Raw genomic sequence first — 16050 nt, forward strand, 5'->3', positions numbered from 1 at the left:
GCAAAAATGGAAAAAACATATAACCCACAAGATATCGAGCAGCCGCTCTACGAGCACTGGGAACAGCAGGGCTACTTCAAACCCAACGGCGATACCACCCAGGACAGCTTCTGCATTATGATCCCGCCGCCGAACGTTACCGGCAGCCTGCATATGGGCCACGCCTTCCAGCAGACCATCATGGACACCATGATTCGCTACCAGCGCATGCAGGGCAAAAACACGCTCTGGCAGGCAGGGACCGACCATGCGGGCATCGCCACGCAAATGGTTGTGGAGCGTAAAATCGCCGCCGAAGAAGGTAAAACCCGCCACGACTACGGCCGCGACGCCTTTATCGATAAAATCTGGCAGTGGAAAGCGCAATCCGGCGGCACGATTACCCGCCAGATGCGCCGCCTCGGCAACTCCGTGGACTGGGAGCGCGAGCGCTTCACAATGGATGAAGGCCTCTCCAACGCGGTAAAAGAGGTGTTTGTTCGCCTGCATAAAGAAAACCTGATATACCGCGGCAAGCGCCTGGTTAACTGGGATCCGAAGCTGCGTACCGCTATCTCCGATCTGGAGGTGGAAAATCGCGAATCAAAAGGTTCGATGTGGCATATTCGCTATCCGCTGGCCGACGGCGCAAAAACCGCTGACGGCAAAGATTACCTGATCGTGGCGACGACCCGCCCGGAAACGCTGCTGGGCGATACCGGCGTTGCCGTTAACCCGGACGATCCGCGCTACAAAAATCTGATCGGTAAATTTGTGATCCTGCCGCTCATCAACCGCCGTATTCCCATCGTCGGCGATGAACACGCCGATATGGAAAAGGGCACCGGCTGTGTAAAAATCACGCCGGCACACGACTTCAACGACTATGAAGTGGGCAAACGCCACCAGTTGCCGATGATCAATATCCTGACTTTCGACGGCGATATTCGCGATAAATCAGAAGTATTTGATTCCAACGGCGTCGAAAGCAACGTTTATAGCGATGAGATCCCAGCGCAGTTTCGCGGTATGGAGCGCTTCGCCGCCCGTAAAGCGATCGTGGCTGCCATTGATGCGCTGGGCGCGCTCGAAGAAGTGAAACCACACGATCTGACCGTGCCTTACGGCGATCGCGGCGGCGTTGTTATTGAGCCTATGCTGACCGACCAGTGGTATGTACGCGTAGCGCCGCTGGCGAAACCTGCAATCGAAGCGGTGGAAAACGGCGATATTCAGTTCGTGCCGAAGCAGTACGAAAATATGTACTTCTCCTGGATGCGCGACATTCAGGACTGGTGTATCTCCCGCCAACTGTGGTGGGGGCACCGCATCCCGGCGTGGTACGACGACGAAGGCCATGTATTTGTCGGGCGTAGCGAAGACGAAGTGCGTAACGAGAACAACATTCCGGCGCACGTTGCCTTACGCCAGGATGAAGATGTGCTGGATACCTGGTTCTCCTCCGCGCTGTGGACGTTCTCCACGCTCGGCTGGCCGGAAAACACCGAGGCGCTGAAAACGTTCCATCCCACCAGCGTACTGGTCAGCGGTTTCGATATTATCTTCTTCTGGATTGCACGCATGATCATGATGACCATGCACTTTATTAAAGATGAAGACGGTAAGCCGCAGGTCCCGTTTAAAACAGTCTATATGACCGGCCTGATTCGCGACGACGAAGGCCAGAAGATGTCCAAGTCCAAAGGCAATGTCATCGACCCCCTGGACATGGTAGACGGTATTTCGCTCGCCGACCTGCTGGAAAAACGCACCGGCAACATGATGCAGCCGCAGCTTGCGCAGAAGATACGCAAGCGCACCGAGAAGCAGTTCCCACACGGCATTGAGGCGCACGGCACCGACGCCCTGCGCTTTACGCTGGCGGCGCTGGCCTCTACCGGTCGCGATATCAACTGGGACATGAAGCGCCTTGAAGGCTACCGTAACTTCTGTAACAAGCTGTGGAACGCCAGCCGTTTCGTGCTGATGAATACCGAAGAGCAGGACTGCGGATTTGGCGGCGGCGAGATGACGCTATCGCTGGCGGACCGCTGGATCCTGGCGGAATTCAACCGCACCGTGAAGGCATACCGCGAGGCGCTGGATAACTACCGCTTTGATATCGCAGCCGGCATCCTGTATGAGTTTACCTGGAACCAGTTCTGCGACTGGTATCTGGAGCTGACCAAGCCGGTGATGAACGGCGGCAGCGAAAGCGAATTGCGCGGCACCCGCAATACGCTGGTGACGGTGCTGGAAGCGCTGCTGCGCCTGGCGCACCCGATCATTCCGTTTATCACTGAAACCATCTGGCAGCGCGTGAAGGCAATAAAAGGCATTAGCGCCGATACCATCATGCTGCAACCGTTCCCGACGTATGACAGCGCGCAGGAGGATAACGCCGCTACGGTGGATACCGAGTGGCTAAAGCAGGCGATCGTTGCCGTGCGTAACATCCGCGCCGAAATGAACATTTCTCCGGGCAAACCGCTCGCCCTGCTGCTGCGCGGCGCAAGCCTCGATGTTCAGCGCCGCGTGAGCGCTAACCAGAGCTTTCTGCAAACGCTGGCGCGCCTGGAAAGCATCACCGTGCTGCCCGCCGCTGATAAAGGCCCGGTTTCCGTGACGAAGCTTGTTGACGGCGCTGAACTACTGATCCCGATGGCGGGCCTGGTCGATAAAGCTGCCGAGCTGGAGCGCCTGGCCAAAGAAATCGGCAAAGTTGAAATGGAGATCGGCAAAATCGAAAGCAAACTTAGCAACGAAGGTTTTGTGGCCCGCGCGCCGCAGGAGGTCGTGGCGAAAGAGCGCGAACGCCTGCAGGGCTGCCACGATGCCAAAGCAAAACTGATTGAACAGCAGGCGACTATCGCGGCGCTTTAAGGCCGGTCGCTATTACGGTAAAAAGGCCGACGCCTGTCGGCCTGAAGCGCCTGGAAAGATCATAAAGATCATCAGGAAATTCAACCGGCTGGTTTCAGGCCATTCGCTACAAAGAGGGCAAAACGAGGCTTTTGCCCTCTTTCAGTTTGTTGTCAAAGAAGGAAAAAACGGGGTTTCTCCTTCTTTGTGATAAGCAGGCTAAAATCAATGCATTGATTTTTATTATTTTTTAATGTGTTTCATCCATCCTGTCTGCGACAGGATGGGGGTTGTCAGCGGCCTCAAAGAGGGCAAAACGGGGGTTTTGCCCTCTTTGTTATCAAGCCCGGCCTACGCTTTAAAGCGAAAATGACAGAAGCGATAACCCGCGCGACAGGCGCGACGCAAGCGCGCAATCAGGCTGCTCGCCGTGATTTTGTAATGCCATCAACCCGCTGAGCTCGCCGTTCACAACGGTATTTGCCTGCAAATAGCGCGCCAGACGCACTTTTGCCCACGGCCAGAAAAGCCCCGACGTTAAACCACACAACAACATATTGCTGAAAATAATCCATATCAGCCTGCCCGCCCGCGCGTGAGAAGCGAAATGCATCGCGCCCTGCAGGCTCAGCGAGTGATAAACATGTCGTCTTGTCATCGCCCACAGCCAGCCATAACCGACTGACAGCGCCAGGTACAGCGCAAGCGGCCCTGTAACAATCATCAGAGCGACCTTTTCTTCCTCCCCCACGTTATCCCTGTTATACATGAATTCAGCCAGCGCTAACTCAGGCATAATATATAAAACGCCTGCGGCGAGGACGGCGACGATAAATATCCCCCCCAGCTTTACTCTGCTCAGGCTACAGCTAAAAGCCATCTCCCCATAGCGAAGCTGTGAAAACAGCAATAACAGGCGCTGAACCCGATAGATGCCATAAACAGCCGTCAGAACCAGCGGTACGAGTAATATCGGCCAAAACAGCAACCCGTAAATCAGCGCGCTTGATGTGTAAACCTGCATATATTTCGCAGCGGCCAGACCAATAAATAAGGCAATAATGACAGCGCATAACAGCGGAATGCCTGCCAGCATCCTCCAGGCCAGAGCGTCAGGGGCGTAATGATTAAAACGCGTGCCATTGAGCGACGTCATCTGTAGCTGAAAACGATAACCACGAATTAACAGAAGAGGCCCTGCAATCACCGCCAACGCCACGGGTAAAACGACCAGCCAGCCTGCCATGCTCGCCACCCACAGCAGCACAGCAAAGCCCATTAACATTAACCAGCCGGGAAACAGCATGCTACCGCTGGCATGATAGTCAAAACGATAGCCTGCCAGCGCGCTGTGTCGATAAAAATATTGACGCGTGCGCACGACCGCCCAGGGGTAAAACAGCCCGCAGGTCAGCACAGTACACACAACGTTAACCAGCCAGATGGGAAAATACTCCGCGCCGCGCCCTGAAAACCGCAGCGTATGCGAATCTATCGCACCGGATATCCTGTCTTCCATGAATATTACCTTTTTACATATCATCATACCTGAGGCCACGCGCCCTTGCGTGTTCACACATAAAAACGGCGGGCAGCGAGTTATTGCGTCACAGGATAGGGAATGGTATTACAAGTGCCTTATAACATATTTTGCAGCTTCATTACTTATGATTGAAACAACCTTATCCCTACGTCGGCTACATATGGAAGATAACGCAGCCATTGCCCGGCTGATTCGCCAGGTTTCTGCGGAATTTGGCCTGACCGCCGATAAGGGCTACGCCGTAGCGGACCCTAATCTTGACAGGCTTTATGAAACCTACAGCCAGCCGCGCCACGCCTACTGGGTTGTGGAACAGGAGGGAAATGTCGTGGGCGGCGGCGGTATCGCGCCGCTATTGGGCAGCGAACCCGATATCTGCGAATTACAAAAAATGTATTTTCTGCCGCAGGCGCGCGGCCAAGGGCAGGCCAGAAAACTGGCGTTAATGGCGATGGAATTTGCCCGTGAGCATGGCTTTCGCCACTGCTACCTTGAAACCACCGCGTCCCTTAAACAGGCGATCGCGCTCTATCAGCGGCTTGGCTTCACGCCAGTGCGCGCCCCACTCGGCAACACCGGTCACGTTGACTGTGAAGTGCGGATGATTAAGACGCTTGAGGCGTAGCCGCTTTTCACAAAGGCGGCGATAAACGCCGGCAGCCGGCTTTTCCTGCCCGGCAAACCCCGCGCTACGGTGAACCAGACGAGGGCGCAGGCAGCAGTGAGCCTACTGACATTACGACTTAAACTTAAACGAAGCGAGGCTTGCTATTTCACGATGTTTAACTTTAAGAATACGTTATGCCGGTATGCCGCTGTGGAAGCGAAACTCACTATCAGGCGCGAGAATAAGCCTGGCTTCAGCCTCGCCGATAGCGCGTATACGCGGTTCGATAACTTCCGATGAAACCTGCCGGGCAAGCAACAAATAATCCTGATAATGACGCGCCTCGGAACGCAACAGCGAGAGGTAAAACTTCTCCAGCGGTTCGTCAAGATACGGCGCCAGCGCGGCAAACCGCTCGCAGGACCGGGCTTCGATATAAGCGCCGCAAATAAGCTTATCCACCAGCGCGGCTGGCTCATAAGTTCGAACCTCCCGCAACAGCCCCCGCGCGTAGCGGCTGGCGGTAATTTTTACATAGGGAATATTGCGGGCAATCATGACTTCGCGCACTTGTAAAAAGTGGTGCAGCTCTTCTTTTATCAACAGCACCATACGTTCAATTAACGCCTGCCCCCACGGATCGTCCGTGTGCGGCATGACGCTTTTACCAATGCGTTTATTTAGCGCGGCAATGTCTGGTTCCGGCCCGTTGCGAAAGGTAAAGGCTTCATAGGGCGAAAGCCATGCCAGCAGCGCTTCGCCGCCGCGTTTGTCAGCCACATATTTACGAATCAGTAGTAACGCCGTCTGGGCGGCTTTCAGCTCGCAAATCATGTGATCGGTAAGCAGCAACGGCAGGTTTTCCGGCCGCCTGGCGCAGTCAATCCAGGCCTGAGGGGTGGCACAGTGCAAAAAACGCAGAACGGGAGCAAGAGTATCCTGTTGGGTCATGTTTCTTTCCCTGTCTGCGGCGGCTAGCGCCGCCGCACATTAACGCGGTTTAACGCTTAGTGACGAACGCCGTTGTCGTCATTATCAACGCCGTCGAGTTCATCCCCCTCTTCATCCTCTTCGCCGTCTTCAAAATAAGTGCCCCACCCATCGTATTCAACACCGTACTTTTCCGCCACGTTCATAAGTTGCTCAACCTGCGCGTCAATAAGATCGGCATTAAGGGCGCATTCGCTCAGCGCATCGCAGCAAATTACGGTATCGCCTTCTTCTACTTCCAGCTCCTCTGCATCGGTAACTTCATAACCCAGCCTGAAAACTTCCACGGCCAGCTTTTCCAGGGTTTCAAAATCATCTGCTGAAAAGTGGTGTTCGATGGTGTACAGCGCGTCTGGATCGCTGCCGTCATCAAGTAGCTCTTCAATAATCAGGCGGGTTTCTTCACGCTGCTCTTCCAGTAATTCCGGGTTTGCCATTGCTATATCCTCAGTCTGCGGCAGATACTCCTTATTTTCACACAGGCCTGTGATTGTCTCCACCTTCCAGAGAAAAAGATTCAATACAGGGTTGTAAATGAATATTCATACTTATAAATTGAATTTTAATTCATATATACATTCAGTGAGAGGACCTCATGAACCTGTTTAAACAACATTTTCTGAAACTGCTGGATTTTACGCCAGACCAGATAAACCAGTTGCTCTCCCTTGCCGCACGCCTGAAAAAAGAGAAAAAACAGGGCAAAGAGGTACAGCGCCTGAAAGGTAAAAATATCGCGCTTATTTTCGAAAAAGACTCTACCCGCACCCGCTGCTCTTTCGAGGTCGCCGCCTTCGATCAGGGCGCCTGCGTGACCTATCTCGGCCCAAATGGCAGCCAGATTGGGCATAAAGAATCAATAAAGGATACCGCCCGCGTACTGGGGCGTTTATACGACGGTATCCAGTATCGCGGGCACGGCCAGGAGATTGTCGAAACGCTGGCCCAATACGCAGGCGTACCGGTATGGAACGGGCTGACCAATGAGTACCACCCTACCCAGTTACTGGCAGATTTGCTGACCATGCAGGAGCATCTTCCCGGAAAAGCCTTTGGCGAGATGGCGCTGGCCTATGTGGGCGACGCGCGTAATAACATGGGGAATTCCATGCTGGAAGCAGCGGCGCTTACGGGGCTTGACCTGCGCCTCGTCGCCCCCAAAGCCTGCTGGCCGGACGATGCGTTAGTGTCGGTTTGCCAGGCGCAGGCGGCCCGCCGCGGCGGACGCATTACGCTAACGGAAGATATTACGCAAGGCGTGAAGGGCGTTGACTTCATCTATACCGACGTCTGGGTATCAATGGGCGAAGCCAAAGAAAAATGGGCCGAGCGCATCGCACTGCTGCGCGACTACCAGGTCAACAGCGCGATGATGGCGCTTACCGGCAACCCGCAGGTTAAATTCCTGCACTGCCTGCCCGCTTTCCACGATGAATGCACCACCGTAGGCCAGCAGATGGCGCAGGCGTTTGGGTTAAGCAACGGCATGGAAGTTGCTGACGATGTGTTTGAGTCAGCCAGCAGTATCGTCTTCGATCAGGCAGAAAACCGCATGCACACTATTAAAGCCGTAATAGTGGCAACGCTATCAGCCCACGTTTGAAACAGCGTCCTCTTCGCTCAGGAGAGGACGTTTCTCTATTTTACCCACATTTTAATAATTGCTTTACGTAACCGGGCAGGCTCGTCAACGGCACACAGCGGTTTATAGACTTCCCCGGGCCAAAAGATAGCAAAATCATCCGGTTCCAGAATCAATATTTTTTCCTGCTGCCCTTCGGCAATAAATACCACATCGTTTTCTACCAGCCAGTTATTGCCCGCATGGCCCGCAGGATGGCAGCTAAACGCTATCCCCTCACGGCCATCCAATACAATATGTATCTCCAGGTAATGCATATGATATTCCGCAAGCCTTGCTTCTCTGGGTTCAGTCATATCATCTGAAATCAGAACAAAAAGGCGATCGCCGTCAATCGCGTAGCGCCCGCCAGGTCTTTCCCGGATTTTATTAACTTTAAACCTTTCAATGGCTTGCCGTACCGTTACCGGAAGCCAGTGAAGTGGCGCAAGAATGTTGCCAACGATCATTCCACCTCCCTTTTCAGCCTCAATCCATAAATAAAATTTAAGTAAATTAATCTACACCTTAGCCGCATGCATTAAATTAAGAATATTGATGTAAATCGTGCGTCTGTAGGCAACCGGCCGCGAAACAGAAAATTATCCCTTGATGTGATGCGCAACACGGGTATAATTCCCAGCAATTTGCCGGGAGGAAGCATGGTCTTGCGAGCTGAACAATATGTCGCGCTCTACCGCCTGAATATGGGCCTGGCCCTGCCGTTCTTCACTCTCCCGCTGCTGAGTATTTCAGGAAAGCCCCTCGTTGAGGGGCTTTTTTTTGTCTACAAAAAACCGGGTGCTGCGCGAACAGGAGAAAAAAATGATTAACCCGCTTTACCAGAAACATGTGATTTCGATAAACGATCTGAGCCGGGATGAGCTTGAGCTGGCGCTGACGACCGCCGCGAAACTGAAGGCCAATCCTCAACCCGATCTGCTCAGGCATAAGGTCATCGCCAGTTGTTTCTTTGAAGCGTCCACCCGCACCCGGCTTTCATTTGAAACCGCTATTCACCGCCTCGGCGCGTCGGTAGTGGGGTTTTCCGACGGCAGCAATACTTCACTTGGTAAAAAAGGCGAGACGCTGGCAGATACCATTTCGGTTATCAGCACCTACGTAGACGCAATTGTCATACGCCATCCCCAGGAAGGCGCAGCGCGGCTGGCAACGGAGTTTTCCGGCGGCATTGCGGTACTTAATGCCGGAGACGGCGCAAACCAACATCCGACGCAAACGCTGCTCGATCTGTTTACTATCCGCGAAACCCAGCAGCGCCTCGACAATCTGAATATCGCGATGGTAGGCGACCTGAAATACGGACGCACCGTACATTCCCTGGCGCAGGCGCTGGCAAAATTCGACGGCAATCGCTTTTTCTTTATTGCCCCCAACGCACTGGCGATGCCGCAATATATCCTTGATATGCTCGATGAAAGAGGCATCGTCTGGAGCCAGCACAACAGCATTGAGGAGGTGGTTCCTCAGGTCGATATCCTCTATATGACGCGCGTGCAAAAAGAGCGGCTGGATCCGTCAGAGTACGCCAACGTGAAGGCGCAGTTCGTGTTGCGCGCCGCCGATCTTGCCAACGCACGCGATAACATGAAAGTGCTGCATCCGCTGCCGCGTATTGACGAAATCAATACAGACGTCGATCGGACGCCGCATGCCTGGTACTTCCAACAGGCGGGCAACGGCATCTACGCACGCCAGGCGCTGCTGGCGCTGGTACTGACTCCGGATTTGGCACTGTAAGGGGAAATGACGATGAAACAGGTTAATAAACTGCAGGTTGAAGCAATTAAACGCGGCACAGTTATTGACCATATCCCGGCACACGTGGGTTTTAAACTGCTGTCGCTGTTTCGCCTGACCGAGACCGACCAGCGTATTACTATCGGCCTTAATCTTCCATCACGCGAAGCTGGGCGCAAGGATCTGATTAAAATAGAAAATACTTTTTTAACGGCTGAGCAGGTCAACCAGCTTGCGCTTTACGCGCCTAATGCAACCGTCAACCGTATCGATAACTATGACGTAGTGGGCAAAAGCACCCCAACGCTGCCGGAGCACATTGAAAACGTTCTGGTATGCCCAAACAGTAATTGCATCAGCCGCAGCGAACCGGTGGCGTCCAGTTTCAGCGTTCGCCAGCGTGACGAAGCCATTACGCTTAAGTGCAAATACTGCGAAAAAGAGTTTTCACATCAGGTGGTTCTTGCCGGCTGAGTCACTGGCAAAGGCCGACAGGCTCCTTATAATTGGACGCAATGCTACTACCTTCAGGAGAATATATGTCACGCGCAATCAGCACCGAAAATGCACCGGCAGCCATTGGGCCTTACGTTCAGGGCGTCAATCTGGGCAGTATGATTATCACCTCTGGTCAGATCCCGGTCGATCCAAAAACCGGCGACGTCCCGGAAGATATCAAAGCACAAACTAACCAGTCTCTGGCTAACGTAAAAGCCGTGGTGGAAGCCGCAGGCCTGAAAGTGGCCGATATCGTAAAAACCACCGTTTTTGTAAAAGATCTTAATGACTTTGCAACCGTTAACGCGGCTTACGAAGCGTTCTTTACCGCAAACAACGCGCCATTTCCGGCGCGTTCCTGCGTAGAAGTAGCCCGTTTGCCAAAAGATGTAAAAATCGAAATCGAAGCAATCGCCGTTAATACATCTGCAAAATAAATACTCTCCGGCATAATTGTAGTACCGGTCAGTTAAGCAAAAATATGAATAAATATTCATATTCTTGCAAAAATCCATGACATGACGTGGCCCATTACCGGGCCATTTTTCTTTTTATTCGCCCCTGGCATCCCCGATCGTCTTTAACGTGTACAGACTTACCGCGTAAAAACGCTGACGCCCGCTGAAAACGGCGAACCGGGCGAGGACAAGTTAAGTCAGTCCGGGAAGCGGGCTCAGGCGAAGCGAAACAGGTTGACGGGCCGACTGGTGGCGGGCGATGGCGATGCCCTTTCGGATGTTTGTAAAGCGGGCCGCGATGGCTCGCTCAGATTGATGACAAAGAAGGAAAAAACGGGGGTTTTCCTTCTTTGTAGTAAGCAGGCGAAAAGCAATGCTTTGATTTTCCTTATTTTTTATTGTACTTCATCCATTCTGTCTGCGACAGGATAGAGTTTGTCAGCAGTCTCAGCGGGCCGCGATGGCCCGCTTTGCCCGTTCACGAAGCCCCTTTGCCATCGGGCCTTACGTAAACGAAATACCCGCTTAACCTTACATGGCCGGCATTACGGCATAGTTCATCCACTTAATTACTGCTACGCCCTATTGCACGCAGCAGTTTTTCAAGCGGATAAACCACGGCAATCACCACTTCATCGCGCACCTGGGCTGCGGCATCAAGCTCACGTTGCCACGCCTGACGTTGTCGATCATCAATAGGCTCGCCCCGCGCGACCAGGCCTGCCAGGCGCAACCCCAGCTCAGACAGGCGGTTGACATCTTCCACTACGGGCTTTAGCGGCTTGAGCACATAGTTATTTTCAATCAACGGCATAACGTCTTTAACGTTGTCACGCCAGCGAATAAGCACATGCTGCAACGCCAGTTCGCTATTGCGATCTTCACGATCGGCAATCAGGCGATCTACCCATTTGTCTATCTGGCGCACGGTCATGCTTTCTGGCGCCAGGCCGTCCGCCATACGGTTAAGCGGCTCAAACTGATGGTAATTGCCCGCCTGATATTTAAGATGATGGCGCGTGTAATACTGAGCAGGCTCCAGCGCCTGCGCCAGAATTTGCAGCGCAAGCACATCACCCGTGCCGGTAAGGCGCATCATATGACTCAGCGCCTGTCCATGCTGCTGCGTCCCGGCTGATATCGTTGACCAGGCGTCAATACGCTGCATCCGCTGATACATATTGTCTTCATTATTGACGTCCTTTGCCGACCAAAGGCGCTCCGCCACCGTAAACGCGCGCGGCCACAGTTTAATATCCAGCACGGACCCGACAACATTTTCAGCCCACAGCGCCGCTTCGCCGCCGATAATATTCGCCATCTGCGCTTCAGACGGCACTGTGGGCGCAATACCTTTCGGCACCGCAGCCTGCTTTTTGCCGCTCACCGGATAGCGCACATTACCAACCAGGAAGTAACCGCTTAGCGTCTCGTTACTGAACGTGAGGACAGGCCGTACCTCCCCCATCCATGTATCCACGCTGAAGGTAACCTGATTATCATTAATCCACGAAATATTGCGTACCGCGCGACGTGACTTGCCGTTAAAATCAACAAACCCTCTCCACGTCTGCTGTTCATGCCCCGCTATCAAGGTAAAACTCCCCTCCACTGCGCTGCCCTTCAGACGCGGCATAGTAAAGGACCAGCTCTGGGCTTTATCCTGTGGCGTCAGGTTATCGACGCCGTTCAGCCCCTGCGGCCATACCTCATTGCGATAGTGATATGCAGCGGACTGCGGCTGATCGAGATAAAAACCGGTCGAAAGAATACCGCGATAGTCTGCGTTAGCAATGTTGCCAAGCGCATCCTGCCCTTGCCAGGACTGGATCAAAATATTCTTTGGCAAGCTGGGATGGAAAATCTCATCCCACCCCACCATGCGGCGATGGTGCTTTTCAAGTATGGTCTCCAGCCGCTGGTTGAACCAGGCCTGAAGCGCGCGGCTGTCAGCTAAGTTTTTCTCCTGCATGAACTGCTGAATACGGGGATTTTCTTTCCAGTGGGTATCGTCCACTTCATCACCGCCGATATGCATATAGCTGTCAGGAAAAATCGCCGCCACTTCGCCCACCAGCGTGTCTACAAACTGATAAACCGCCTCATTCGTCGGATCCAGCACCGGCTTGAGAACGCCCCAACGGCGTTCCATCTGGTAGGGGCCAGGGGCGCTCATCAGCTCAGGATAGGCAACGGCAATCGCCGAGGCATGGCCCGGTAAATCAATTTCCGGTACGACGCGAATACCCAACCGAGCGGCATAACGCACCACCTCGCGCATTTGTGCCTGCGTATAAAATAAATCGTCGCTGGCCATATGCTGTAACCTGGGATAATGCGCGGTGGCAAATCGCCAGCCCTGATCGTCGGTCAAATGCCAGTGCAGCACGTTGAATTTAGCCGCCGCCATGCCGTCAAGCTGGCGCATAATAGTGCTCACAGGCAGGAAATGACGCGCTGAATCCAGCAACAGCCCGCGCCACGCAAAGCGTGGGCTATCTTCAATCGTAAGCCAGGGGATACTGACGCCATTGGCATCAGGGCGAATCAATTGCAATACGGTTTCCATACCGCGCAGCGCGCCGAAACGGGTGGCGGCGTTAAGTTTAATCCCCTGTGCCGATACACTAAGGCGATAACTCTCATCGCTGTCTTCTTTTGGAAAAGGATCGACTTTCTGAGCAATATCAATCCATATTGTGGGCCGCGCGACATTAGCGGATTGCGGCTGTAGCGTCCACCCCGTTTGCAGCGCAATGCGATGGCGCCAGCGGGTAACCATTTCATCAAGCTGGTCGCCCTCAACGTTGATGGTAATCCCGTTATTTAGTTCAAGACGCCCCGCCTGCGAAGCGTACTGCACCTGTTTTGGCCAGGGCATTAAAGAAAGTTCGCCGGCCGGCGCTGCCGCCAGAGCAGAGAAACACATCGCAGCGCCACACAGCAGCACGGCATAACGCGCTGTTCTGAACATAAAATTACCTTCCTGGTAATAAAGAAAATTTAGTGTTCTCTGGTAACATGCCACGCCAGACAGCGCAAACTGCACGGCGCGATAAAGATCACAAACTGCATCAATTCAGTTTAATCCCGTTGTAATTTTAATCTCAGCCATATTTTCCAGACGTTAATATCGGGCAGCCATACCGTATCCCTCCGCCTGAAGCGGCCTGCTGGCGACAAAACGCGTAAACCGGCGCGGCGCGTTGCGCCTACCCCGTCGTTTTTTTGTACGAAAAAAACAAATTTTATCCATTCAGTTATTTCCAGAACTTTTACCTTTTGTCCTGGGTCCGCATCAACAAAGGGCCTGCGGATTTACTTTGTTCTGCATCAAAAAACACGCAAACATGTTTAATGAAAATCACTATATATAGAATTTAAAATCACGCCCGGCCCAATATGTTGTATCATTCAATGATGAACCCGTCGCAGGATGGGTGTGAAAAAAGAGGCTTTGCTGTGGATAACGCACGGTACTGTCGGGTAAGCCGCTGAATCACTTTCTTTCGTGGCGTTTCCGCCTCTGTGTATAACCTGTTTGTTCTTTATGGAGAAATCATGACACCGCATGTGTTGAAACGGGACGGGTGTAAAGCGCCCTTTGTTCCGGCGCGCATTAAAGAAGCTATTCTTCGTGCAGCTAAAGCAGCGGGAGTCGATGACGCAGACTATTGCGCCACCGTCGCAGATGTCGTAAGCGCACAGATGCAGGGCCGCGCACAGGTGGATATTAACGATATCCAGACTGCCGTAGAAAACCAACTAATGTCAGGGCCATACAAACATCTGGCCCGCGCCTATATTGAATATCGCCACGATCGCGACATCGCCCGTGAAAAACGCGGCGAGCTAAACCGCGAAATCCGTGGGCTGGTTGAGCAGACCAACGCCGCGCTGCTTAACGAAAACGCTAATAAAGACAGCAAAGTTATTCCCACTCAACGCGACCTGCTGGCGGGTATCGTTGCCCGGCATTACGCAAGACAGCACCTGCTGCCGCGTGACGTGGTGCAGGCGCACGATCGCGGCGAGCTGCACTACCACGATCTCGACTACTCGCCGTTCTTCCCTATGTTTAACTGCATGCTGATCGACCTTAAGGGCATGCTGACCCACGGTTTTAAGATGGGCAACGCGGAGATCGAGCCGCCAAAATCTATATCTACCGCCACCGCCGTTACGGCGCAAATTATCGCTCAGGTGGCAAGCCATATTTACGGCGGCACCACCATCAACCGCATTGACGAAGTTCTGGCGCCGTTTGTTATCGCAAGCTTTGAAAAACATCGCCAGACTGCCCGCGAATGGCAGATCCCGGATGCCGAAGGCTACGCGCGCGCGCGCACTGAAAAAGAATGCTATGACGCATTCCAGTCGCTGGAATATGAAGTTAACACACTTCACACCGCCAACGGCCAGACGCCGTTCGTCACCTTTGGTTTTGGCCTTGGCACAAGCTGGGAGTCACGACTGATTCAGACCTCCATTCTGCGCAATCGTATCGCAGGGCTTGGTAAAAATCGTAAAACAGCGGTCTTTCCAAAGCTGGTGTTTGCTATTCGCGACGGCCTTAACCATAAATTTGGCGATCCGAATTACGATATAAAACAACTGGCGCTGGAGTGCGCAAGCAAACGCATGTATCCGGATATTCTTAACTACGACAAAGTGGTGGACGTTACCGGATCGTTTAAGACACCGATGGGCTGCCGCAGCTTCCTTGGCGTTTACGAGGAAAACGGCGAGCAAATCCACGATGGTCGTAACAATATTGGCGTTATCAGCCTCAACCTGCCGCGCATCGCGCTGGAGGCGAAAGGCGACGAAACGCGTTTCTGGACCTTACTCGACAGCCGCCTGCTCCTGGCGAAAAAAGCGCTGATGACGCGCATTGCCAGGCTTGAAGGCGTGAAGGCGCGCGTAGCCCCCATTCTTTACATGGAGGGCGCCTGCGGCGTACGCCTGAAACCAGACGACAATGTAGCGGAGATCTTTAAAAACGGCCGCGCCTCCATTTCACTGGGCTATATCGGCATTCACGAAACCATTAACGCGCTGTTTGGCAATGAGCACGTTTATGACAGCGAGGCGTTGCGCGCCAAAGGTGTGGCGATTGTCAAACATCTGCGTAACGCCGTTGATGAATGGAAAAGCGAAACCGGTTATGGATTCAGCCTGTACAGCACGCCGAGCGAAAACCTGTGCGACCGCTTCTGCCGCCTTGATACCGCAGAATTCGGCATTGTGCCAGGCGTAACGGATAAGGGGTACTACACCAATAGCTTCCACCTCGACGTGGAAAAGAAGGCAAACCCCTATGACAAAATTGACTTTGAAGCCCCCTATCCGGCTATCGCGAACGGCGGCTTTATCTGCTACGGCGAGTACCCTAACCTGCAACACAATCTAAAAGCGCTGGAAGACGTATGGGATTACAGCTATCAGCATGTTCCCTACTATGGCACCAACACACCAATTGACGAGTGTTACGAATGCGGCTTTACCGGCGAGTTTGAGTGTACCAGCAAGGGCTTTACCTGCCCGAAATGCGGCAACCACGATGCAACCCGCGTTTCCGTCACTCGCCGGGTGTGCGGCTATCTCGGTAGCCCGGACGCACGCCCGTTTAACGCCGGCAAGCAGGAAGAAGTGAAGCGCCGCGTAAAGCACCTCGGCAACGGTCAGTTAGGTTAATGTGTGGCAAGGCTGCGAATCCCCGGGAGCTTAC

At 53.3% G+C, this 16050-nt stretch carries 13 protein-coding genes; 8 read left to right on the forward strand and 5 right to left on the reverse strand.

Annotated features, from left to right (window positions below):
- The first annotated feature begins 6 nt into the window (after nucleotides 1-6).
- A complete protein-coding gene (locus JJB97_RS09880; RefSeq protein ID WP_238713849.1) occupies nucleotides 7-2862 on the forward strand; it encodes a valine--tRNA ligase in 2856 nt (951 codons plus the stop codon).
- A 337-nt stretch (nucleotides 2863-3199) separates the two neighbouring features.
- Here the strand turns inward: JJB97_RS09880 and JJB97_RS09885 are convergent, their stop codons facing one another.
- Nucleotides 3200-4360 (reverse strand): YjgN family protein, encoded by a 1161-nt coding sequence (locus JJB97_RS09885; protein ID WP_238713850.1) that lies wholly within the window; start codon nucleotides 4358-4360, stop codon nucleotides 3200-3202.
- 148 nt (nucleotides 4361-4508) lie between these two features.
- On the opposite strand from JJB97_RS09885, the gene JJB97_RS09890 reads away from it, so the two are divergent.
- The gene (locus tag JJB97_RS09890; RefSeq protein ID WP_238713851.1) at nucleotides 4509-5009 is read left to right on the forward strand and encodes a GNAT family N-acetyltransferase; all 501 of its coding nucleotides are present in this window, start codon (nucleotides 4509-4511) and stop codon (nucleotides 5007-5009) included.
- 174 nt (nucleotides 5010-5183) lie between these two features.
- Here JJB97_RS09890 and miaE read toward each other — a convergent pair whose 3' ends face one another.
- Both miaE and rraB read right to left on the reverse strand, forming a co-directional pair.
- On the reverse strand, nucleotides 5184-5942 hold the full coding sequence (gene miaE / locus JJB97_RS09895) for a tRNA isopentenyl-2-thiomethyl-A-37 hydroxylase MiaE (protein ID WP_238713852.1): 759 nt from the start codon (nucleotides 5940-5942) through the stop codon (nucleotides 5184-5186).
- A 56-nt stretch (nucleotides 5943-5998) separates the two neighbouring features.
- Nucleotides 5999-6418 (reverse strand): ribonuclease E inhibitor RraB, encoded by a 420-nt coding sequence (rraB, locus tag JJB97_RS09900; RefSeq protein WP_238713862.1) that lies wholly within the window; start codon nucleotides 6416-6418, stop codon nucleotides 5999-6001.
- A 158-nt stretch (nucleotides 6419-6576) separates the two neighbouring features.
- Here rraB and argF point away from each other — a divergent pair, with 158 nt between their 5' ends.
- The gene (gene argF, locus JJB97_RS09905; RefSeq protein WP_238713853.1) at nucleotides 6577-7584 is read left to right on the forward strand and encodes an ornithine carbamoyltransferase; all 1008 of its coding nucleotides are present in this window, start codon (nucleotides 6577-6579) and stop codon (nucleotides 7582-7584) included.
- A 35-nt stretch (nucleotides 7585-7619) separates the two neighbouring features.
- Here the strand turns inward: argF and JJB97_RS09910 are convergent, their stop codons facing one another.
- Entirely contained in the window at nucleotides 7620-8072 is a 453-nt protein-coding gene (locus tag JJB97_RS09910; RefSeq protein WP_238713854.1) for a YhcH/YjgK/YiaL family protein, read from the reverse strand.
- A gap of 192 nt (nucleotides 8073-8264) precedes the next feature.
- Here JJB97_RS09910 and JJB97_RS09915 point away from each other — a divergent pair, with 192 nt between their 5' ends.
- From JJB97_RS09915 to ridA, 4 genes are all read left to right on the forward strand, one after another.
- Nucleotides 8265-8435, forward strand: a complete 171-nt coding sequence (locus JJB97_RS09915; RefSeq protein WP_238713855.1) for a hypothetical protein — start codon at nucleotides 8265-8267, stop codon at nucleotides 8433-8435.
- Nucleotides 8428-9363 carry an aspartate carbamoyltransferase gene (gene pyrB / locus JJB97_RS09920; RefSeq protein WP_238713856.1) on the forward strand — a complete coding sequence of 312 codons (936 nt, stop codon included), beginning with the start codon at nucleotides 8428-8430 and terminating at the stop codon, nucleotides 9361-9363. The genes JJB97_RS09915 and pyrB overlap by 8 nt, the downstream gene beginning before the upstream one ends.
- Nucleotides 9364-9375: 12 nt before the next feature.
- Nucleotides 9376-9837, forward strand: a complete 462-nt coding sequence (pyrI, locus tag JJB97_RS09925; RefSeq protein WP_238713857.1) for an aspartate carbamoyltransferase regulatory subunit — start codon at nucleotides 9376-9378, stop codon at nucleotides 9835-9837.
- A gap of 65 nt (nucleotides 9838-9902) precedes the next feature.
- The gene (gene ridA, locus JJB97_RS09930; RefSeq protein ID WP_238713858.1) at nucleotides 9903-10298 is read left to right on the forward strand and encodes a 2-iminobutanoate/2-iminopropanoate deaminase; all 396 of its coding nucleotides are present in this window, start codon (nucleotides 9903-9905) and stop codon (nucleotides 10296-10298) included.
- A gap of 586 nt (nucleotides 10299-10884) precedes the next feature.
- Here the strand turns inward: ridA and JJB97_RS09935 are convergent.
- A complete protein-coding gene (locus JJB97_RS09935) occupies nucleotides 10885-13293 on the reverse strand; it encodes a beta-N-acetylhexosaminidase (RefSeq protein ID WP_238713859.1) in 2409 nt (802 codons plus the stop codon).
- 587 nt (nucleotides 13294-13880) lie between these two features.
- Here JJB97_RS09935 and nrdD point away from each other — a divergent pair.
- Nucleotides 13881-16016, forward strand: a complete 2136-nt coding sequence (nrdD, locus tag JJB97_RS09940) for an anaerobic ribonucleoside-triphosphate reductase (protein WP_238713860.1) — start codon at nucleotides 13881-13883, stop codon at nucleotides 16014-16016.
- The last annotated feature ends 34 nt before the right edge of the window (nucleotides 16017-16050 follow it).

Source organism: Tenebrionibacter intestinalis, assembly GCF_016632365.1.
Taxonomy (GTDB): domain Bacteria; phylum Pseudomonadota; class Gammaproteobacteria; order Enterobacterales; family Enterobacteriaceae; genus Tenebrionibacter; species Tenebrionibacter intestinalis.